The sequence below is a fragment of the Chryseobacterium cucumeris genome (genome assembly GCF_016775705.1).
GTDB classification, from domain to species: Bacteria; Bacteroidota; Bacteroidia; order Flavobacteriales; family Weeksellaceae; genus Chryseobacterium; species Chryseobacterium cupriresistens.
Window position 1 is genome coordinate 611,236 of sequence record NZ_CP068760.1, and the last position, 21,799, is coordinate 633,034.

A 21,799-nucleotide genomic window follows, 5' to 3' on the forward strand; every position below is an offset into this window, starting at 1 on the left:
GCTCTAAAATTAAGCTAAAAATTAATACTAATCTTAAATAAAAAATAATAGATATTATGTCTTATACACCAGTTGCTGCAGATGTAGCTAAATTAAGAAACCAAACAGGTGCAGGTATGATGGACTGCAAGAAAGCTCTAGTTGAAGCTGAAGGAGACTTCGAAAAAGCGGTAGATATCCTTAGAAAAAAAGGACAAAAAGTTGCTGCTAACAGAGCAGACAGAGAGTCTACTGAAGGGGCAGTAATCGCAAGAGTAAACGAAGACAACACTTTAGGTGCTGTAATTTCTTTAAATTGTGAGACTGACTTCGTTGCTAAAAACGAAGCATTCGTTGAGCTAGCTTACGAATTGGCTGAAATGGCAATCTTCGCTGCTACTAAAGAAGAGCTTTTAGCTACAGATTTCCACGGAATCACTGTTGCTGAGAAATTAGTTGAGCAAACAGGAGTTATCGGTGAGAAAATTGAGATCGGATCTTTCGAAAGAATCCAGGGAGCTTTCTTAGGAGCTTACATCCACGCTGGAAACAAAATTGCTGCAATCACTTCTCTATCTGCAAAAGTAGACGGAGCTGAAGAAGCTGCTAAAGCTGTTTCTATGCAGGTTGCTGCAATGAACCCAATCGCTCTTGACGAAACTGCGGTTTCTCAGGAAACTATCGACAGAGAGTTGGAAATCGAAAGACACAAACTTACTGAAGAAGGTAAGCCTGCTAACATTATCGACAACATTCTGAAAGGTAAAATGCAGAGATTCTACAAAGACAACACTTTGGTACACCAGGATTTCATTAAAGACGGAAGTATCTCAGTTGCTGATTATGTAAAATCTGTAAACGCTGACTTAAAAGTAACAGGATTTGTAAGAGTAAGCCTATAAGCTGACTTTTTCAAGAAATATATGATCCCGGTGAATTTCACCGGGATTTTTTATTAACATTATTTATACCCATCTGTACAATAAACATTTAAAAAAATTAACAAATATAAATAATTCACCTACTAAAGAAATAAATAACGATAATCAGAAACATTAAGCCCAAAAGCTATTACCAGTTTCATACCCAAGGAGGCTTTTAATTAAAAATAGAAGACTTTTATTTAACATTTATTTAAATTTTATTAAAAGTATTTCATTTTTTATTTTATTTTTGTAGAAATCCTAATTCCATACTCATGAAAAGATTTCTACTCAGTTTGGTATTAATTTTTTTGACAATTAATACACTCTTTGCACAAAGGGATACCGAGCACTGGATAGCTCCCTATTACGACAGTGTTGGCGGCAACAGCTATGTCAACATGCTCTATCTTTCCACAGACTCTCCAACTCCCGTTGATGTAACCATTTACAATAACAATGCTCCAGTAACCACCGTTACCATCAGTAAAGGTAGTCCGCAGACTTATAAAGTTACCAACAGCCTTATTTCTGCTACCACTACTACTGACGCATTTGTTGTGGGTAATAAGGGATTGTATTTAAAAGCAGCCAAGCCTTTTTACTGCAGCTTAAGACTGGCTCAGAGTGTTCACGGGGAAGTAATAACCAGTAAAGGAAAAGCCGGAATTGGAAAAACATTTTTCGTTGCCGCCGCTCCCAACACCAATACCAGCAGTATTCAGAATTTTACGGCAGGTGTCCTTGCTACCGAAGACAATACCAATGTAACTGTATCATGGAATCCTACTGCCGGAGTTGTTTTTATTAATGGAAACCCTACTGGAAATACTCAGACTTTCACTTTACAAAAAGGACAATCTTTCATTCTTGCAGGATCCGGTTCTCAGTCCGGAAATAAAACAGGCTTTATCGGGGCTAAAATTGTTTCTGACAAACCTGTAACGTTGACTAATGGAAGCTGTAATGCCAACTTCTCTGCTTCAACAACAGGAAGTGATCCGGTTCTCGATCAATCTGTTCCGGTTGACAGACTTGGGAATACTTTTGCCATGGTAAAAACAAGATCTACTCAACCTTCCTTAAATATGGAGGGAGGTCTTATTGTTGCTACCGAAGATAATACTGAAGTATATTTAAACGGCGGAGGTACTGCTGTTGCAACACTTGCTGCCGGAGAATGGTACAGAATTAACGAAACCAGCTATGTTGCTCAGGGCACATCAGGACATTCAAATATGTTCATTTCCACCACCAAAAATGTATATTTATACCAGTTTATCGGAGTTTTGCAAAGTGATGCTACCAATGGATTCAACTATATCCCGCCATTAAACTGTTTCCTTCCAAGAAAAATTGATGAAATCGGGAAGATTAATGAAATGCCACTTGGAGTGGGAGGAGCCAGCTCTACTCCCAGTGATCTGGTAGTAAAATTAAACATTCTAACAGAGGCTGGTGCTACTGTAATGTTGAATGACGCGCCTCTTCTCCCTGAAGCAGGTCCTTATGCCCTTGCAGGAAATGCCAACTGGGTAACGTATGCCATCAACAGTGTAACCGGAAATATTAAGATTACGTCTACAAAAGCTGTAACAGCAGGTATCAACGGAGGATATAGCTCTGCAGGATACGGAGGTTACTTTGCAGGATTCTCTTCAATCCCTGTTATTGCAAAAAAAACAGGTGAATGTGTTCCGGGAATCGTTCTTGAAGTAGATGATGGATATGAAACCTACCAGTGGTTCCGTGACGGAGTGGCTATCCCGGGTGCTACCAGTTATACGTATACTCCTACACAATCTGGAAATTATACCGTAAAAGTAACCATGGGAACATGTCCTCCTGTGACGACTCCTATTTATAAAGTACAAAACTGTTTAAAAGAGACTACACAGGCTCTTAATGCTTGTTCTACTAAAATTATTACTCCGACGTTTACTTCTTCCACTCAGACTGTGGTTCCAAGTACAGTAGTAATTTTGACTCCTCCTACCAAAGGAACAGCCGTGGTTAATCCAAACGGAACGATCACTTATACCCCTAATCCGGGATATCTGGGACCAGACAAAATCGTTTATAAATTCTGCGGAAACTCAGTTGAGTTTACAGATTGCGAACAGGTAACCTTAAACCTTACTGTAGTACCATTCATTGTAACGGATACTTCTATTAAGGCTTGCTGGTATGATGTAGATCCTTACGCTTATTTTGACCTTACCAAAGCAAAGGTAACAGATTATAATGCTGTTACAAAGAAATATTACCGTACTCTGAATGACCTTACTGCAGGTATCAATGCAATCACAACACCAGAAAACTTCCCTTCAACAGGAGGATTTGTATATGTGAAAGTAACTACTGCTGAAGGATGTACGGCAAATGCCAAAATTGAATTAATTGTACTTCCAATTAAAAAGTCTCCGATCCTTGTAGATCAGTACATCTGTATGGATGCTAAAACTAACCTGGATGCTGGTCCTGGATATGATTCATATCTATGGAGCACAGGAGCTACCACATCAGGTATCAGAGATATAGGTGTTGGAGAATACACCGTAATCCTTGGTAAGAACGGATGCTTCCTTACCCAGACTGTAAAAGTTAAAAAAGTGGAAGATCCGGTAATCCAAACTATTGAGATCAATAATAATACAGCAACTGTCATTGTAAGCGGTGGTAAAGCACCTTTCAAATATGCGGTTGATGGAACTGCTAACTGGCAGGATTCAAATACCTTCACAGGTTTAACAAGAGGTCAGCACACATTCTATGTAAAAGATTTTTATGACTGTACGCCTATTGCTGTAGAAGTCACAATTCCTAATCTGCTCAATGCAATTACCCCTAACGGAGATAATGTAAATGATTATATAGATTACAGCGAACTGGCTTATAAGGAAAATCTGAGCTTTGTAGTGTATGACAGATACGGAAACATGGTGTTTACCGGAAACCGATTCAACAACTACAGATGGGATGGAAAACATTTTGATAAAAAGCTGGGAACAGGAACATACTGGTACCATATCAGCTGGAATGAATCCAACAAAGAAAAGACTCCAATAAAATATACAGGTTGGATTCTGGTTAAAAACAGAGAGTAATAATTAGTTTAAAGCTATATTGAATAAGCCGCGATCGTCTGATCACGGCTTATTTTTATTAATCTTTCCCAGTAAATTTATCTGATAATTATGTTAAAAACAGAAAAAAAATAATACAAACTTAAACTCTTCTTAATCACTATTTCAAAATCATATTTTTTTGTTCTATTTTCAATAATTTAATACTTTTTATCACTAAATTTGCTACAAAGACCACCGCTGAATGAAAAAAATTTTATCTTTTTTGTTTATGCTTTGCATATTCACCTCTGCTTTTGCCCAATTGGACCGGGAGCATTGGTTTGCTCCAATGATAGATAGAACGGGCGCTCCCAATCCTTATCAAAAACTGTATTTATCTACCAACAGAACAACTCCTTTTCCTGTAAATATTTATAACAATAATATTTTAATCGGGACAGTAAATATCAGTAAAAATAATCCCCAGAAGTTTGATGTATTAAGGGATTATATTATTACCAAGCTGCAGGGAGATTTATTTACCCCAACAACTAAGGGATTATATCTTAAGGCTGAATTTCCTTTTTATGCCAATTTAAGGTTTTCAGTATTTAATCATGCAGAAATCATTACTTCCAAAGGAATTTCTTCCACAGGACTAAAGTTTTACGCTGCTGCTGCTCCTATTACTGTGAGCAACTCCATTCTGAATTTCATGACCAGCATACTGGCAACTGAAGACAACACCATTGTTACTGTTTCCGGCTACAGTCCTACTGTACAATTTTCAAATGGAATGACAGGAGCCGCCAACCCGACGATGACATTTACCTTAAATAAAGGGCAGTCTTATATTATTGACGGAATCGGCAACATAGCAGGCAACTTTAATGGCTTCATTGGCGCAAAGATTACTTCGAATAGACCTGTGAACGTAACCAATGGAAACTTTAACGGTCAATATGCAGGAAATTATCCAGTTAGTTCAGATATTTTAATGGATCAGGCAGTACCTGTCAACAGACTTGGAAATGAATTTGCCATTGTAAAAGGAAGCGGACCGATTGGTACCCGTACAGAAGGGGTCATTGTAATTGCTACTGAAGACAATACTCAGATCTTTGTCAATAATGAAATCCTTCCTGTAGCAAACATCAATGCAGGAAAATATTTCATTATTCCCGACTCCAAATACATCCTTCAGGGAAATGGTCATTATAATTTATATCTCAAAACATCTAAAAATGCTTACGTCTATCAGATTTTAGCTGGAGATTCAAATGCAGGAAGTGAAGTATTTACCGGGGGATTCAATTTTATTCCCGCGTTAAACTGCTATCTTCCCAAGCAGATTAATGAACTAGGGCTTATTAATGAAAATTTTGTCCATTCCAACGGCCACCCCGGAGGTATTCTGAATATCACCACAAAGTTGAATATTATTACAGAAAGAGGAGCTAACGTTACAGTTAACGGTACAAATCCTCCTGCAATAACAGGTCCTTACAATATGACAGGCACAACGAATTGGGTTACCTATGGTATTCCCAATGTGACAGGTACTATTACCGTAGTATCAGACAAGGCAATAATGGCTGGAATTACTGCCGGAAGTGATGCCGTAGGATACGGAGGTTTTTTTGCAGGCTTTCCTACGCAGCCAGTTATTTTACAATCTGGAGGCGGCTGTATTCCAGGAATGGTTCTTACCGTAGATCCTTTAATTTATGATACCTACCAATGGTACAGAAACGGGGTTATTGTTCCGGGAGCTACCACTTCGTCCATCACCCCTACTTTACCGGGATATTACACATGCTCTGTAACTATGGGAAGTTGCGCGCCCTTGGTTACTGAACAATTTAAAGTTCTGAACTGTACAAAACTTACCAATACATCCTATAATGTATGTAATGCTAAAACCATAGCTCCTGGATTCAGTAGTTCATCACAGACTCCTAACCCAAGCACTGTAGCTGTTACGACAGCACCTTCATTAGGCACAGCTGTTGTAAACCCATCTACCGGTAGCATTACTTATACGGTAAATACTTTGGGTACATCAGGGACAGATACATTCACTTATACATTCTGCGGAGATGATCCTGACTTCCCGGATTGCGAAACAGTCACTGTTACCCTGAATATTCAGGCTCTAACAGTAATGAATGCAACATTATTTGCCTGTGATATCAATGGGCAGGGAACATTCAACCTGACGACAGCAAATGTGACCAGCAATTCACCTGTTACCATTACTTATTACCCTACCCTTCTGGATGCTCAGAATGAAAATGCAGCGACATTGATCACTAATACAACCGCCTATACCGCAACTAACGGAACAATCGTATACGCAGTTGTTAATGACCATATTGGCTGTAAAAATATTGCACAGATAACACTATCCCTTTTTAATAAAGCTATTGTACCGGATAACTACAATGGTGTTTTCTGTGATGATAATCTCGATGGAACAGTTACAGTCGCACTTTCCAATATAACCCCAATTGTACTTAACAATCCGAATTACTTTACTAATGTAAGATACTATGCCAGTCTTGCAGATGCCAATGCAGGAAACAACAATACCCTTCCAAACAGCTGGAGCTATACAGCCACCACTACCATTTACATCAGAGTAGATTCTCCTGACGGGTGCGCTTCTGTGATCAAACCTTTGCAATTCAGTATCGGAGCTAAAATACCATTAATTACAAAAACCGTTACAGAAAGTACCTGCGATGATGATCTGGACGGAATTAAAAGTGTCAATTTAACACAGTTTATTCCTCAGTTTACCCTGGATCCCAATGTAACTTACACTTTTCATGCAACTTTAGCAGATGCTCAGAATAATGTAAATGCGGTTTTATCCCCAGTGAATATTACTACTTCACAGACTTATTATATGCGTTTTGAAAAAAATGGAGTTTGTCCTGAAATAGGAACTCTGAAAATCAACATTAAAGTTCCTAAAAAATCAGATATTTTAACAGATAAAGCAATTTGCCCGAAAACCACTACCACACTTAATGCAGGACCAGGATTTGAAAAATACCTCTGGAGTACAGGAGCTACCACTTCCTCCATTACGAATGTTGCCCCTGGAAATTATTGGGTAGAGCTTACCTTTAATGGCTGTGTATACAAGCAATATGTAAATGTTACGGAACTGCCACTGCCTATAATAACCACTATTGAAATTGATGGAACAACTGTAAAAGTTGGGGCAAGCGGCGGTACACCTCCTTATGAATATTCTTTAGATGGAGTGGTATGGCAGAGTTCTAATGTTTTTTACAATGTACCAAGAGGAGCACACAATGTATTTGTAAGAGACTCTAAAATGTGTGAAGATGTTAAAAAGCCATTTGCCATTATTAATCTGATCAATACCATTACTCCGAATGGAGATGGTTATAATGAAGTAATAGACTATTCTGCTTTAATGAAGAATGATAATCTCGTATTCCGGATCTTTGACCGATATGGTGCAGAAGTTTTCAGAGGAACCCCTGAAAACAGATACACCTGGGACGGAAGAGTGGGCGGCAGATATGTTCCTACAGCAAATTACTGGTACTTTATCACCTGGACGGAATACGGCTCCAACCTTATGATAAAATATACAAGCTGGCTGCTGGTAAAACACAGATAATACGCAAAGCCGGAAGAAAGGACACCAGAAATTTAATTAATTCTTTCTTCCGGTTTTTTTTATTGAAATCTCCCATTTTTGAATATATGGCAAGTTTCTAACACTCCTTAACAATTAAATCCCAAAGTTTAATATAACTTTAACCACTATTCTTTATCTAATTACACAAAATTGCTTTATTTCTATGTAATTTTGTGCATTATATGAAGAAACTGTTTACTCTACTGCTATTGGTTTTTCTGGCAAAAATTAATGCACAAATATATTCCGGGGAGGTATTTCTGAGAGACAACTCTATTTTATATCTCAATCAGGTGTATGTCACCAACCTGAATACACAAAAAACCGTTCTCACGGACTACAATGGTAATTTTAATATTCCTGCCAATATCGGGGACGTGATCCGGTTTACCTCTATTGTGACCGAAAGAAAAGACATCAAACTGACTCCTCAATCTATGGAGCAGAAAAATCTGGTTGAGCTCAAAATTGCGTATTACGAAATTCAGGAAATCGTTCTCAGCAGGTTTAAACCTACCGGAAATCTTCGGTATGATGTAAACTCCTTAAGAAAAGAAGACAAAGCATACGCTCTAAAAAAAGTAATTGGTCTTCCTGAACCAAAAGGTGACGGAACACCTCCGGAACTTCCTGTTGCCGGACTCCGTGATGGTGGGCTTACCTTCAGTCTGGAAAGCATCTATGATATTCTTTCCGGAGAAAGAAAGAAAAAACAGCGTTACCAGGCTTATGAAAGAATGAACAGTTCTATAGCACAGATTAAAAATTATCTGGGTAAAGATTATTTCACAAAATTTAAAATACCGGAAAACTTAATTGATAACTTTCTTCAGTTTGTGTATTCCTCAGAAAATATCCAGGCTTATGTTTTGGCGGGTAACTTTGAAGCAATAAAAGTCCCTATTGAAAAATATCTTCCTATTTATCAGAAAAGGTTAAGAAGCTCACATCTTCAGGAAGTTGTAGGCAGCAATTAATATTCAAAAGAATCATTTGAAATATTTTATACCTCATGTACGTTAACATGGGGTATTTTTTATTGAATGGCTGAAAAACAGCAATGATACTTCATTAGAGCAGCTACGCTATGGATTATTCAACTTTTAGAACATATTATTCTTTAATATTCAAAAATATGTTTAAATTTATCTCACAAACAAGTGTTTAAAATAAAAACACTGGTATTTCGTTATCAAAATAAAAACTAACCGATCCGTGAAAGCAAATTAAAAGAGAAACACCAAATTTCTAACTTAATATGAATTAATGAAAAAAGTACTTTTACTTCTTTGTTGTATGTTTTTCGTTACTATGTCTTCTCAAAAAAAAGGGAAAGACTACAGTGATATTTTGAAAAGTAAGAATATTTACGAGATCAATGCTTTTTTACGGGATGCCCATCCTGATGATCCCCGAAGGTCAGTTCTTAAACCAAGGGTCATGGAAATGATGAAAGAGTATATCAAAAATGCACATCCTGCTGATCAAAAAGTAAAAGATATGCAGGAAATGCTTGCTATGCTACGGAGAAGACCTTCTACCAAAATTACTTTTGATGAAATGAATGCCATCATCAAACAAAAGCAGATTGCAAAATATAAAGCTGAGCTTGCGGCAAAACAATCTACTACAGTGTATACACCCAGCACTGCTCAAAATACATATGTTGTAAATACTGCTGCCAATACTGCCGTTCCTAATACTGAAGCAGAAGAATTCAACATGCTGATGGCAGTGTCTCCTGTAGAACATAAAAACAGAACTGTAAAGATCCTGAATTCCTTATTTGATAATGATCCCAATACTAAAGAATGCATCGTTTTGATTCAAAATAAATCAGACTGTAATATTATTGTAAGAATGGAAGGTGTAGGAACTACCAAATACAGGCTGGCAGTTCCTGCTCAGGGTGAAGGTTCCATTGTGATAGATAAAGGGCAATATCTTTTCACCAGCCTTGTCTGCGGGGCTCAATATGCGTCACAAAAAACAATTGAAAGGCCAATTATGGTCGCTTTAGGAGGCCATTAACACAAACCAGGAACGAATGATCTCTGTGTCTTTTACGACCAAAAGACATAGAGACTCCATAAATTTTCACTATTTTTGCACTCATTTTATAACTCAATGGGCAAGAATAAATTAGCAAGATTTGCAGAAAACAAAATATTACCGAATGTCATTCAACCAACAAGAGAAGATGCTTTGAATGGTTTCGAACTTAAAGGAAAATGGAGAGAAAATTTCTTTAAAAATGACAATCCTATTATACTGGAGCTGGGTTGCGGAAAAGGAGAATATTCTGTAGGACTCGCAAAAACATTTCCTGAAAAAAACTTTATCGGGGTTGATATTAAAGGTGCAAGATTTTGGTTTGGCGCTAAAGAAGCTGTAGAAAACAACATGACTAATGTAGCTTTTCTGAGAACTCAGATCGAACTTGTAGATTATTTCTTTGCAGAAAATGAAGTAGATGAAATCTGGATTACATTCCCTGATCCGCAGATTAAATACAAAAGAACAAAACACAGATTAACACATCCGGATTTTTTAAACCGATATAAAAAGTTCCTGAAGCCAGGAGGTATTATCCACCTGAAAACCGATTCAGAATTCCTGCATGGGTATACGCTGGGATATTTACAGGGAGCAGGTTATGAGATCATTTCTGCTCATCATGATATCTATGGTGCCCCGGAATACGACCCAAATACGGAGCATTTGAGAGATATCAAAACGTATTATGAAGAGTTATTCTCAGCGAAAGGAAAAACTATAACTTACATCAAATTCCGGATAAGCTGATGAAATAAAAACCTGATGAAAAAAAATTTTTTAACGATTTTATTCTTCACTTTTCTTATTCCCGGCTTTACACAGGCTCAGAAAAGCAGTAAAGATATTCTAAAAAGCACGAATATTAAAGAAATTGAAGAATACCTAAAGAATGCACACCCTGATGATCCCAAAAGAACTGTGCTGAAGCCTAAGCTTATTGCTTTAAAAAACTCTGAATGGACAAAGGGAGCCCGTACTGCCAAACCTATGGAAGCAAGGCCTGTTATCTCCGACATCCCTAAAAGCATTATGAAAAACCCTAATTCAGATGATGCTGAAGAGTTTAAAAAACTTATCACAGAGACTTCTGCTGAACATAAAGAGAAAACAGTGAAGCTTCTGAATGCAATGTTCAATGAAGATATTACACGCAAGGAGGCTATACTCTTATTTAAAAATAATTCTGATTGTAATATTGTATTGAGAGTTGAGGGAAAAGACTTCTATAACCTCGCTGTTCCGGCCCACGGAGAAAATTTTATTGTGATCAATAAAGGTTCATACACGCTTAGTAGTAATATCTGTGATATAAAATATTTCTCCCAGAAAGATATTAAAAAAAGTATATTTGTAACGGTGGACAGCCCAAAAATGTCCGAAACGCAAGCCAGTGCAATCAAAAAGGATGAGGTTCAGAAAAACAAGCCATCAAACAAAAGAAAAATCAAAAAATAAAATAGTATGAAAAAACTATTAGTTTTTGCCGGAGTTTCAATAATCTTTGCCGGTTGTAATGTAAATTACGGCGGTTATCCGGGAAGAACCTCCTATCCTGCCGGTAATTCAACAGGCAACAGAGCCAATACAGAAAGAGAATATAATGAACTTATAAAGACCTACAAGCCGGAAACAGCTGAAGTTCTGAACGACCTTCTGAATAATGATGATCCGAAGAATCCCAGGACTTCTATTTCTGTAGAAAACAAATCTCCATGCAATATGGTGCTTACGGTAAGCGGGGGTAATTTCTTCAAGAAAATCCCCATTGGGGCAGGGAAAATTGGATATACCATGGTTCCTAAAAATCAAAATTACAGACTATCGGGTATTCTTTGTAACTCGGTATACCAGTCTACAAAGTTTATCACAACTTCTTATTCTATAAAACTTTCAAATTAAGATATAACCGGCAGAATTCTGCTGGTTTTTATTTTAATGAATATTCTGACCCTTTATTAAGGCCTGCAGAAACAAATACACTTAAAGCGGAGAAAACATAACATCAAAAATAAGAATCCAAAGAAATGATTTCTGATATAAATAAAAAAACGCTGGATCGAAATCCAGCGTTTTTCCTATATTAAAGAAAATCTTCAATTATTCCGCATCGAAATCAGCATCTGTATCAGCAGATACTTTTTCTCCTTCTTCTTTAGATTTTTCTTTATCAGCTTTTCTCTGAGACTGACCTTCTTTGATAGATTCAGAAACTACGCTAAGGATCATATCAATAGACTTAGAAGCATCATCGTTTCCTGGGATAACGAAGTCAACTTTTCTAGGGTCAGAGTTTGTATCAACGATACCGAAAACTGGAATACCTAATTTCTTAGCTTCAGTTACCGCGATGTGTTCTCTCAAGATATCAACTACAAATACAGCAGATGGAAGTCTCACCATGTCAGCGATAGAACCTAAGTTCTTCTCAAGGTTAGCTCTTTGTCTGTCAACTTGTAATCTTTCTTTTTTAGATAAAGTTTCGAATGTACCGTCTTTTTTCATTTTGTCGATAGCATTCATCTTCTTTACAGCCTTTCTGATAGTAACGAAGTTCGTTAACATACCACCTGGCCATCTTTCTGTAATATAAGGCATATTAAGTTCAGAAGCGTGTTTTGCAACTACTTCTTTCGCTTGCTTCTTAGTAGCTACGAAAAGAACTTTTTTACCTGCAGAAGTTAATTTTTCTAAAGCGTTGCAAGCTTCATCCAATTTAACTGCTGTTTTATGTAAGTCTACAATGTGAATACCGTTTTTCTCCATAAAAATGTATGGAGCCATATTTGGATTCCACTTTCTGGTCATGTGACCGAAGTGTACGCCAGCCTCTAAAAGGTCTTTTACATTTGCTTTTGCCATGTTTTCTGTTTTTGTTAGTTTACTTTCCGTCTTTTAAACAATCAACAACTTCTTTAGATGGGAGAAGCGTTTGGATGCTAAACGTAACGGGCAATTGGCGGTCTGCTTTTTGCTTTTGGCAATGGGCTTTTCGCCGAGATTAAGTTTAAAAAAAATTTAATACATTCCTGTAGCCAATAGCCATAAGCCATCTGCCAACGAGAAATCTTAACGTTTTGAGAATTGGAATCTCTTTCTTGCTTTTTTCTGACCTGGCTTCTTTCTTTCCACCATTCTTGCGTCTCTTGTAAGTAAACCAGCTGGCTTCAATGCTAATCTGAACTCAGCGTTGATTTCGCATAAAGCTCTAGAAATACCTAATCTGATAGCTTCTGCCTGACCTGTATTACCACCACCGAATACGTTTACGGTAACGTCATACTGACCAACAGTCTCAGAAAGGATAAACGGTTGGTTTAATTTGTAAACCATCACGTCTGTAGAGAAATATTCTTTAGCATCTTTACCGTTTACTGTAATAACACCAGAACCTGGTTTTACATAAACTCTAGCTACAGAAGTTTTTCTTCTTCCGATTTTGTGAACTATAGACATAATTAATTATTTAAATTCGTTAACATTAATTGTTTTTGGCTGTTGAGCTTCATGTTTGTGCTCAGTTCCTTCATATAAATAAAGGTTCTTAAGGATAGCAGCTCCTAATCTGTTTTTAGGTAACATACCTTTTACAGATTTCTCTAATACCTTTAAAGAATCTTTCTTCTGAAGTTCAGCCGCAGTCATAGACTTCTGTCCACCAGGATATCCTGTATGCCAGATATAAGTCTTATCAGCCCACTTGTTTCCGGAAAGTGTAATTTTCCCAGCATTCAAAACGATTACGTTATCACCACAATCTACGTGAGGTGTGTAGTTCGTTTTGTGCTTACCTCTCAAAATCTTTGCAACCGTAGAAGCTAATCTACCTAACGGCTGTCCTTCAGCGTCTACCACAACCCATTCTTTATTAGCAGTAGCTTTGTTCGCTGAAACAGTTTTGTAACTTAATGTATTCACACGTTTTAGTTAAAGATTAAACATAATTTACCCCTAAAAGGGTGTGCAAAGGTACAAATTATTTTTGTAACCCAAAAACATATTTTATTTAATCTATATAATCCATGTGTTATACCCCTCTATCAATAGATTTTAACATTATTTACAATTTGGCATAAAACTTGCGAACTTATGAGCCGATGAAAAGAAACACTTCGAAGATTCTAAAAACACAATGAAACAGCAAAGAGTTTATTCCCTCAACTCTTTCTTTTATTAACTTTACTTTAAAGATTTCCGTAAAATACCCAGATATCATTATAATTTCATTGAAATATTTATATTTGCGTTAATCATATTCTATATCCATGAGTCACGGAAAACTAAGAGAAGACAAAACCTGCCTGAACTGCGGGCATCAGGTTGAAGAAAGGTACTGCCCTCACTGCGGACAGGAAAATACTGAAAGACGGCAGCCCTTTTATTTTCTTTTTACCCATTTCATTGAAGATTTTACGCATTATGACGGCCAGTTCTGGGGAACTGTAAAAAACCTGTTATTTAAACCTGGTAAACTGACCAACACTTATCTTGAAGGGAAAAGACAGAAGTTTGTACCTCCTGTAAAGCTTTATATTTTTGTCAGTTTTATTACATTTTTTGTGTTTGCCCTTTTTCCTATGGTTAATATTGGTTCTTCGAAAGAGAGAAATACCGGAGAAAATGGCAAGACGAATCTACTGAAAGTCATGAAGCCTGTTGAAAAACAAAAGCTGATAGACAGCATAAAAGCAAAAAAACACCTGAATGGGGAAGACTCTCTTGCCATTGAAGGCCTGAAAGCAGTTCCCGACTCTTCTGAAATAGAAGATATCATTGACATGGATAAAAAGATAGATCCGGATGTTAGTTTCGGTGAATACAAAACCAGAAAGGCTTATGATTCGGCTAAAGCCAAAAATCCGTCATCTCTTAGTTTTATTGAAGCCCCAATTGTTCACAAATTCTTTGAACTAAAAGAAAAAGGAGTGAAGAAAAAGGAGATTATGGCCGGTATGGTAGAAAAGTCCTTTCATAATCTTCCCAAAGCACTTTTTATCTATCTTCCTCTTTTCGCATTCTTTTTATGGGTCTTCCATAGTAAGAAAAAATGGTGGTATTTTGATCACGGAATTTTCACGCTGCATTACTTCTCATTTTTACTGCTCACCATCTTACTCATTTTCTTACTCTCCAAATTAGCAGGTCTCACAGACCTCTGGCCGGTTAATACCATTTTGTATTTAGCAATATCACTCCTGTCATTGTACACGATGGCCTATTTCTTTATTGCTCACCGGCGCGTATATCGTGCTCATGGTCTGGTAAGCATTATTGTCGGGATGATATTATTCACCATTAACTTTATTGCCTTCATGTTTTTACTGCTGGGTCTTGCCCTGATCAGTTTCATGATGATTCATTAATAAAAAAAAGAGACTGTCGTATCGGACAGCCTCTTTTTTATTTATTTTCTCAGTGACTTTGTTGCCCTGAAACTTGCGATGACATAATAGGCCACAAATACCATGGAAAACTTCAGTATAGATGGAATAGCCAGTTCAAGTTTAAAAATTAAAGTACCAGCCCCAACCAGTATAGCCATCACTACAAAAGATAGCCCCAGCTTTTTAGCCAATGTAAAATCCGGAGTATCCAAATAATAAGCAATACCCCAGGCAGCACCAAAAGCAACGGCATAATATAACTCCAAACCAATGTTTTCTGAACTTAAAAGGAAATAATTAATCAGGAAGCTTACTATAGTTCCCAATGCGAAATATATCAACGCTTTTTGCATGTGTGTAAAAATATGCTGCAAAAATAGAAAATTTAATTGTGGCACAGAATCATCGCAGCTATTTAATTATTGAATAAAAGACTGCTTTTATATTTTAAAGCAATACAATATCACCCAAAAAGGTAATTGAATACCAATATTACAAATTATACATTTGAAATAAAATTAAGAGCTGAATTCACAAACCAAAAGTCAACAGACATGAAAAAAATCCCTCAAAAAACAGTAAAAATCACTCACTTTAAAGAAAATAATGTTGAAGTGAATGTAATAATCAGTGCCAACACACAATTTGGCGACCCTCATTTTATCATTAATGGAAAGAGAATAGATGATAACAATTTAAATGATGATAAATTTTCTTTTACCATTCCAAAAGCAGATTTAGCATCAGATCATTTACTTTTCGCGACTTCTTTCAATATTAATATGCAGGTAAATCATCTGCAGATTTTAATCAATACATGCAGGATAAAGTTTGAATTTCCTCAGATTCCTTCCAGGAATTTTCATTTCAATCCTTTTGAAGGTAAAACAACTGATGATTTATCCGGTAAGTTTATCTATGGTGTTTATAAATACATAAAAGTTGAGCTATGAAAAAGATAGTACTACTAGCAGCGCTGATGTCTAATATGACATTATTGTTTGCTCAAAGCAAAGAAATCAGTGCAGAGTTAAACAAACTCGAGCTTTCCAATGCACCAAGTGTAATGCTTCTCGGCTTGGCAAGTTCTGATCTGGAGACCCCGAAATCAAAAAAGGCTTTTATGTCCAGTATTGTCAATTCATTCAGCGAGAACGACGGTCTTCCCAATGCTTATGCAGTAGAACTTACTCCTACTCATTTATTTCCTCTGACGGAAATGGATGCTTTAAAGTATGCCGGCATTAAAAGCATTAAAAAAACAGATAATAGTTATGAGTATAAAAATAACATTTTCAGTGAAGCCAAAAACGTTTCTGTCTCATTTGCCTTTCTGAGAAATTATAAAATTGAAGATCTTGACACTGAAAATCCTTCGGTATCTTTTTCATTACGAACCACAGTATTTAAAATAAGAAATAAAAAAAACATAGAGGCTATTACAGACTCAAATAAAAATATTTCAAAGGCATTAACTGATATTCAGAGTGAGTTTTATCAATCACAGAAATATAAAGATATATATGCTTCCAATATCACCCAAAGTGAAAAAGAGAAAAAAATTGCACAAGCGCTAGAAGAATTTGCCACAGAGTATTACAAAGCGGAAACTGAAAATTATAAAAAATACCTTGACGAAAAACCTGCTTTTCAACTGGATGTAGCTTCGGCCTATAGTACTTTCTTTTTAGATAATCAGTTTAAGAATAATCAATTCGGGAAATTGGGATTCTGGATAACCATGAGCTCCGGGATCAATCTGGAAAGAACAAAAACTCCACAGAAAAAAGAAGATCAAAATAATGAAAAATCAAAAGTAATTATCAAAGAAGCCTCTACCACAGATGCTTCAAAGATTGAAAAAAGATTAAATTTCTATGCTGTTGCGAGATACATGCAGGATAAAACGGTTTATGATGCAGCCAGCGGATTCAGCAGGACTGATAATTATGATTTCGGTGGCAAAATAGAGCTTGTATACAACAGATTCTCTATTGGCTATGAGTTCATCTACAGAAGCAGCGATTTGGATGATACCTACCGTTCCAATGGAGTCATCAACTATAAAGTGTCTGACAGTGTGTATATCAATGCTGCCTTTGGAAAAAATTATGGTGACAAGAATAATCTTATTACATTTTTAGGATTAAACTGGGGACTGGACAGCAAAAGAAAAACACTTTTTTCAGAAAAATAATAATACAGATCATTTTTTATGAAATAAAGACCAAACTTCATGACACAAAAGAAAAAATGTCAGCGGGTTATTATCTGCTGACATTTATATTTTTACAGAATAGTGTAATAATCTGTAAAATACAGAGCTAGCCTCTAACAAAGTTTTTCGAGCTCAAAAAACAATTATCATAAACGTTTAAAAATCAGAATTTTACTCTACAATACGAGGTTTTTATTTTATTGCTATATTTGAGAACTTAGAAACTGTCTAGAATTTTTATGGAAACCCAAAAATATACTCCAACCAACAAGGTAAGAATCGTAACTGCTGCCTCATTATTTGATGGGCACGATGCTGCGATCAATATTATGCGTCGTGTGATTCAGGGAACAGGATGCGAAGTGATCCACCTGGGACACGATAAATCAGCAGAGGAAGTTGTAAATACAGCCATCCAGGAAGATGCCAATGCTATTGCATTAACTTCATATCAGGGAGGTCACAATGAATATTTCAAATATATCTATGACCTTTTGAGAGAAAAAAACTCACCGCAGATCAAAATTTTTGGCGGCGGAGGCGGTGTAATCCTTCCGGAAGAAATCAAAGACCTTATGTCTTATGGTATCGACAGGATTTATTCTCCGGATGACGGCCGTGAGCTTGGGCTTCAGGGAATGATTGATGACCTGGTACAACGATCAGATTTTGCAACAGGAAAAGATGTTACCGCAAAAGATCTTGACAATATTAGCTTTGAAAATCCATCAAGTATTGCACAAATCATCTCAGCCGTAGAAAACTTTTCAGAAGAAAAACCTGAGCTTGTAAAAGCTATTGACGAAAAGTCTAAAGATCTGACTATTCCAATCATTGGTATTACAGGTACCGGAGGAGCAGGTAAATCTTCATTAACGGATGAACTGGTAAGACGTTTCTTACGTTCCAATACAGACAAAAAAATCGCTATTATTTCCATTGACCCTTCGAAAAAGAAAACCGGAGGTGCTTTATTGGGAGACAGAATCCGTATGAATGCAATCAATGATCCAAGAGTTTATATGCGTTCTATGGCAACCAGAGAAAACAACGTTTCTGTTTCTCCATTTATTCATTCTGCACTGAATGTATTAAAACTGGCTCATCCGGATGTCATCATCCTTGAAACTTCGGGAATCGGGCAGTCTGGTTCAGAAGTTTCTGATTTTGCAGATGTTTCCATGTATGTAATGACTCCTGAATACGGAGCTTCTACTCAGCTGGAAAAAATCGACATGTTAGACTATGCGGATCTGGTAGCATTGAATAAATCTGACAAACGTGGAGCACTGGATGCTCTTCAGGCCGTAAGAAAACAGTTCCAGAGAAACCATTTGCTATGGGAAAGCCCATTAGATGATATGCCGGTGTATGCTACCAAGGCGTCTCAGTTTAATGATCATGGAACAACAGAATTATACAACAGATTAATTTCAAAAGTAAACGATAAATTCTCCGGATTGAATCTAAAAACTTTTGTAGAACAGGAAGTGACAGAAGAAGTAACGATTATTCCTCCAAAAAGAGTCCGTTACCTTTCTGAAATTGTTGAAAACAATAAACAATACGACATCAATATTGAGAAACAGGCTGAACTGGCCAGAAAAATGTATCATATTGAAGGCGTAAAAAATATCATTTCCAATGATATTCTGGATGCTGAATACCAAAAGGCGGAAAAAGAGCTGCAACAAGAAAATATCGATTTCCTGAAGACCTGGGATGATACAAAAAAAGCATTCCATGCAGAGTTTTATTCTTATTTCGTAAGAGGAAAAGAAATTAAAGTTGAAACTTCTACTGAGTCTTTATCTCACCTGAGAATTCCTAAAATTGCATTACCAAAATACAATGACTGGGGTGATCTGATCAGATGGAAAGGCCAGGAAAACCTTCCGGGAAGCTTCCCTTACACGGCAGGTATTTATCCGTTCAAGAGAACCGGTGAAGATCCTACAAGGATGTTTGCAGGAGAAGGAGGCCCTGAAAGAACCAACAGAAGATTCCATTATGTTTCTGCAGAAATGCCTGCAAAACGTTTATCTACTGCATTTGACTCTGTAACCTTATATGGTCAGGATCCTGCTTTACCACCGGATATTTATGGTAAAATCGGGAATGCGGGAGTTTCTATTGCAACACTGGATGATGCTAAGAAATTATATTCCGGATTTGATCTTGTCAACGCACTAACTTCGGTTTCAATGACGATCAACGGTCCTGCACCGATGCTGTTGGCCTTCTTTATGAATGCTGCCATCGATCAGAATGTTGAAAAATATATCAAAGAAAACGGTTTAGAGTCTAAAGTAGAAGCTAAGCTTAAGGAAAAATTTGACGATAAAGGGTTAGAAAGACCTAAATATAACGGTGAACTTCCTCCATCCAACAATGGTTTGGGATTACAGCTTTTAGGATTAACCGGTGATGAAGTGATTCCTGCTGATATATACGCAGAAATTAAAGCTAAAACAATTGCTACGGTTCGTGGTACTGTTCAGGCGGACATCTTAAAAGAAGACCAGGCACAGAACACCTGTATTTTCTCTACAGAATTTGCCTTAAGATTAATGGGTGATGTTCAGGAATATTTCATCAGAGAAAAAGTAAGAAACTTCTACTCTGTTTCTATTTCGGGATACCATATTGCTGAAGCTGGAGCCAATCCGGTTTCCCAATTAGCATTTACACTGGCTAACGGGTTCACTTATGTTGAATATTATTTAAGCCGTGGAATGGATATCAATGATTTTGCACCGAACTTATCTTTCTTCTTCTCCAACGGTATCGATCCTGAATACTCAGTAATCGGACGTGTAGCAAGAAGAATCTGGGCAAAAGCGATGAAATTAAAATACGGAGCAGACGAAAGAAGCCAGATGTTGAAATACCACATCCAGACTTCGGGACGTTCACTGCACGCTCAGGAAATTGATTTCAACGATATCAGAACCACGCTTCAGGCACTGTATGCGATCTACGATAACTGTAATTCACTTCATACCAATGCTTATGATGAAGCGATCACTACTCCTACCGAGCAGTCTGTAAGAAGAGCGATGGCAATCCAGTTAATCATCAATAAAGAATTAGGATTGGCTAAAAACGAGAATCCGCTTCAGGGATCATTCATCATTGAAGAATTAACGGATCTTGTAGAGGAAGCTGTATATACGGAATTCGACAGAATCACAGAAAGAGGCGGTGTTCTCGGAGCGATGGAAACGATGTATCAGCGTTCAAAAATCCAGGAAGAATCTATGCATTACGAATGGCTGAAGCATACCGGTGAATATCCTATTATCGGAGTGAATACCTTCTTAGGAAAAGATGGTTCACCAACCGTTCTACCGGGAGAAGTTATCCGTTCTACGGAAGAGGAGAAACAGGCACAGATTGAGTCTCTTCACAACTTCCAGCAGGCCAATGAAAATAAGTCTGAGGAAGCTTTAAGAAAACTTCAGCATGCAGCCATCAACCAGCAAAACTTATTTGAGGTGATGATGGATGCTGTGAAGTACTGTTCTTTAGGACAAATTACCAACGCTTTATTTGAAGTAGGCGGTAAATACAGAAGAAATATGTAAGGCTATACAGCAAACATTTTTATAAATCAAACCTCAAAGGATTTCTTTGAGGTTTTTATTTTAATTGTAATAAAAACCAAGAACACTATTTCGTCATCTGATTTAATTTCAAAACCCTTCTTAAATCCTTATTTTTGACAGATTTATTTTTACAATGAAACCAAAAGCATTATTCAACTGGAGCAGCGGAAAAGACTCTTCCCTTGCTCTTTATAAAATACTAAAGGAGGATCAATATGAGATTTCTACACTGCTTACCAGCATCAATCAGGAGTTTCAAAGGATTTCTATGCATGGAGTTCATGTATCGCTTTTAGAAAAACAGGCAGAAAGCCTTGGGATTCCTTTGATCAAAATGGAACTTCCAAAAGAACCATCCATGGAAGAATACCAACAGATCATGAGTAAGACAATGACTGAAATTCAGGCTCAGGGCATTACCCATTCCATTTTCGGAGATATTTTTCTGGAAGACCTGCGAAAATACAGGGAAGACCAATTAAATGCTATCGGTATGAAAGCCTTATTTCCTCTATGGAAACAAAATACAACTGACCTCATCAGTGAATTTCTGGACCTTGGTTTTAAAACGATTGTAACATGTGTGAACGGATCTTATCTTGATAAAAACTTCGCCGGAAGGATTATTGATCAGCAATTCATTGATGACCTTCCTGAAAATGTAGATCCGTGCGGAGAAAACGGAGAGTTCCATACCTTTACTTTTGATGGACCTATTTTCAAAAATCCTGTTGAATTCAAAATCGGGGAAACCGTCAAAAAGACTTATCCTAAGCCTAAAACAAGTCCTGAAGAAGAAGACGGAGAATATGTTTTCTGGTTCAGTGACCTGATATTAAGATAAACCTGCGAGCTTTCTTCCACAGGTTCTTTCAATGTATT

Annotated in this window: 17 protein-coding genes; 13 read left to right on the forward strand and 4 right to left on the reverse strand. The window is 36.9% G+C overall.

What is annotated here, in order from left to right; genetic code table 11:
* Positions 1-56: 56 nt before the first annotated feature.
* From tsf to JNG87_RS02850, 8 genes are all read left to right on the forward strand, one after another.
* Positions 57-881: a translation elongation factor Ts gene (tsf, locus tag JNG87_RS02815; protein ID WP_110011476.1), complete on the forward strand. Its 825-nt coding sequence runs from the start codon at positions 57-59 to the stop codon at positions 879-881.
* A 296-nt stretch (positions 882-1,177) separates the two neighbouring features.
* Entirely contained in the window at positions 1,178-4,009 is a 2,832-nt protein-coding gene (locus JNG87_RS02820; RefSeq protein WP_202841582.1) for a gliding motility-associated C-terminal domain-containing protein, read from the forward strand.
* Positions 4,010-4,232: 223 nt separating this feature from the next.
* Positions 4,233-7,631, forward strand: a complete 3,399-nt coding sequence (locus JNG87_RS02825; RefSeq protein WP_202841583.1) for a T9SS type B sorting domain-containing protein — start codon at positions 4,233-4,235, stop codon at positions 7,629-7,631.
* A gap of 203 nt (positions 7,632-7,834) precedes the next feature.
* Positions 7,835-8,629: a hypothetical protein gene (locus tag JNG87_RS02830; RefSeq protein WP_110011478.1), complete on the forward strand. Its 795-nt coding sequence runs from the start codon at positions 7,835-7,837 to the stop codon at positions 8,627-8,629.
* Between the two features lie 289 nt (positions 8,630-8,918).
* Positions 8,919-9,683: a DUF6759 domain-containing protein gene (locus JNG87_RS02835; RefSeq protein ID WP_202841584.1), complete on the forward strand. Its 765-nt coding sequence runs from the start codon at positions 8,919-8,921 to the stop codon at positions 9,681-9,683.
* 96 nt (positions 9,684-9,779) lie between these two features.
* On the forward strand, positions 9,780-10,457 hold the full coding sequence (trmB, locus tag JNG87_RS02840) for a tRNA (guanosine(46)-N7)-methyltransferase TrmB (protein ID WP_202841586.1): 678 nt from the start codon (positions 9,780-9,782) through the stop codon (positions 10,455-10,457).
* A 15-nt stretch (positions 10,458-10,472) separates the two neighbouring features.
* A complete protein-coding gene (locus JNG87_RS02845) occupies positions 10,473-11,165 on the forward strand; it encodes a DUF6759 domain-containing protein (RefSeq protein WP_202841587.1) in 693 nt (230 codons plus the stop codon).
* Between the two features lie 6 nt (positions 11,166-11,171).
* The gene (locus JNG87_RS02850) at positions 11,172-11,609 is read left to right on the forward strand and encodes a DUF6759 domain-containing protein (RefSeq protein ID WP_202841588.1); all 438 of its coding nucleotides are present in this window, start codon (positions 11,172-11,174) and stop codon (positions 11,607-11,609) included.
* Between the two features lie 198 nt (positions 11,610-11,807).
* On the opposite strand, the gene rpsB is transcribed toward JNG87_RS02850, so the two are convergent.
* The 3 genes from rpsB to rplM form a co-directional block, all read right to left on the reverse strand.
* Complete coding sequence (gene rpsB, locus JNG87_RS02855; RefSeq protein ID WP_002976219.1) at positions 11,808-12,569, reverse strand: 30S ribosomal protein S2; 762 nt, start codon at positions 12,567-12,569, stop codon at positions 11,808-11,810.
* Between the two features lie 207 nt (positions 12,570-12,776).
* A complete protein-coding gene (gene rpsI, locus JNG87_RS02860) occupies positions 12,777-13,163 on the reverse strand; it encodes a 30S ribosomal protein S9 (RefSeq protein ID WP_002976218.1) in 387 nt (128 codons plus the stop codon).
* Positions 13,164-13,169: 6 nt separating this feature from the next.
* Entirely contained in the window at positions 13,170-13,625 is a 456-nt protein-coding gene (gene rplM / locus JNG87_RS02865) for a 50S ribosomal protein L13 (protein WP_002976217.1), read from the reverse strand.
* A 347-nt stretch (positions 13,626-13,972) separates the two neighbouring features.
* Between rplM and JNG87_RS02870 the strand changes: the two genes are divergently transcribed.
* On the forward strand, positions 13,973-15,070 hold the full coding sequence (locus JNG87_RS02870; protein ID WP_202841589.1) for a DUF3667 domain-containing protein: 1,098 nt from the start codon (positions 13,973-13,975) through the stop codon (positions 15,068-15,070).
* Positions 15,071-15,111: 41 nt separating this feature from the next.
* Here JNG87_RS02870 and JNG87_RS02875 read toward each other — a convergent pair whose 3' ends face one another.
* Positions 15,112-15,444: a hypothetical protein gene (locus tag JNG87_RS02875; RefSeq protein ID WP_202841590.1), complete on the reverse strand. Its 333-nt coding sequence runs from the start codon at positions 15,442-15,444 to the stop codon at positions 15,112-15,114.
* A gap of 201 nt (positions 15,445-15,645) precedes the next feature.
* On the opposite strand from JNG87_RS02875, the gene JNG87_RS02880 reads away from it, so the two are divergent.
* The 4 genes from JNG87_RS02880 (at position 15,646) to JNG87_RS02895 (ending at position 21,761) form a co-directional block, all read left to right on the forward strand.
* Positions 15,646-16,044 (forward strand): hypothetical protein, encoded by a 399-nt coding sequence (locus JNG87_RS02880; protein WP_047435683.1) that lies wholly within the window; start codon positions 15,646-15,648, stop codon positions 16,042-16,044.
* Positions 16,041-17,288: a hypothetical protein gene (locus JNG87_RS02885; protein WP_202841591.1), complete on the forward strand. Its 1,248-nt coding sequence runs from the start codon at positions 16,041-16,043 to the stop codon at positions 17,286-17,288. The genes JNG87_RS02880 and JNG87_RS02885 overlap by 4 nt, the downstream gene beginning before the upstream one ends.
* A gap of 260 nt (positions 17,289-17,548) precedes the next feature.
* Entirely contained in the window at positions 17,549-20,896 is a 3,348-nt protein-coding gene (locus JNG87_RS02890) for a methylmalonyl-CoA mutase family protein (protein WP_202841592.1), read from the forward strand.
* 154 nt (positions 20,897-21,050) lie between these two features.
* Positions 21,051-21,761, forward strand: a complete 711-nt coding sequence (locus tag JNG87_RS02895; RefSeq protein WP_202841594.1) for a diphthine--ammonia ligase — start codon at positions 21,051-21,053, stop codon at positions 21,759-21,761.
* Positions 21,762-21,799: the final 38 nt, after the last annotated feature.

Coding starts and splice junctions, on each gene's coding strand:
- tsf (WP_110011476.1), top strand. CDS start 57: ATGTCTTATACACCAGTTGCTGCAGATGTAGCTAAATTAAGAAACCAA.
- JNG87_RS02820 (WP_202841582.1), top strand. CDS start 1,178: ATGAAAAGATTTCTACTCAGTTTGGTATTAATTTTTTTGACAATTAAT.
- JNG87_RS02825 (WP_202841583.1), top strand. CDS start 4,233: ATGAAAAAAATTTTATCTTTTTTGTTTATGCTTTGCATATTCACCTCT.
- JNG87_RS02830 (WP_110011478.1), top strand. CDS start 7,835: ATGAAGAAACTGTTTACTCTACTGCTATTGGTTTTTCTGGCAAAAATT.
- JNG87_RS02835 (WP_202841584.1), top strand. CDS start 8,919: ATGAAAAAAGTACTTTTACTTCTTTGTTGTATGTTTTTCGTTACTATG.
- trmB (WP_202841586.1), top strand. CDS start 9,780: ATGGGCAAGAATAAATTAGCAAGATTTGCAGAAAACAAAATATTACCG.
- JNG87_RS02845 (WP_202841587.1), top strand. CDS start 10,473: ATGAAAAAAAATTTTTTAACGATTTTATTCTTCACTTTTCTTATTCCC.
- JNG87_RS02850 (WP_202841588.1), top strand. CDS start 11,172: ATGAAAAAACTATTAGTTTTTGCCGGAGTTTCAATAATCTTTGCCGGT.
- rpsB (WP_002976219.1), bottom strand. CDS start 12,569: ATGGCAAAAGCAAATGTAAAAGACCTTTTAGAGGCTGGCGTACACTTC.
- rpsI (WP_002976218.1), bottom strand. CDS start 13,163: ATGTCTATAGTTCACAAAATCGGAAGAAGAAAAACTTCTGTAGCTAGA.
- JNG87_RS02870 (WP_202841589.1), top strand. CDS start 13,973: ATGAGTCACGGAAAACTAAGAGAAGACAAAACCTGCCTGAACTGCGGG.
- JNG87_RS02875 (WP_202841590.1), bottom strand. CDS start 15,444: ATGCAAAAAGCGTTGATATATTTCGCATTGGGAACTATAGTAAGCTTC.
- JNG87_RS02880 (WP_047435683.1), top strand. CDS start 15,646: ATGAAAAAAATCCCTCAAAAAACAGTAAAAATCACTCACTTTAAAGAA.
- JNG87_RS02885 (WP_202841591.1), top strand. CDS start 16,041: ATGAAAAAGATAGTACTACTAGCAGCGCTGATGTCTAATATGACATTA.
- JNG87_RS02890 (WP_202841592.1), top strand. CDS start 17,549: ATGGAAACCCAAAAATATACTCCAACCAACAAGGTAAGAATCGTAACT.
- JNG87_RS02895 (WP_202841594.1), top strand. CDS start 21,051: ATGAAACCAAAAGCATTATTCAACTGGAGCAGCGGAAAAGACTCTTCC.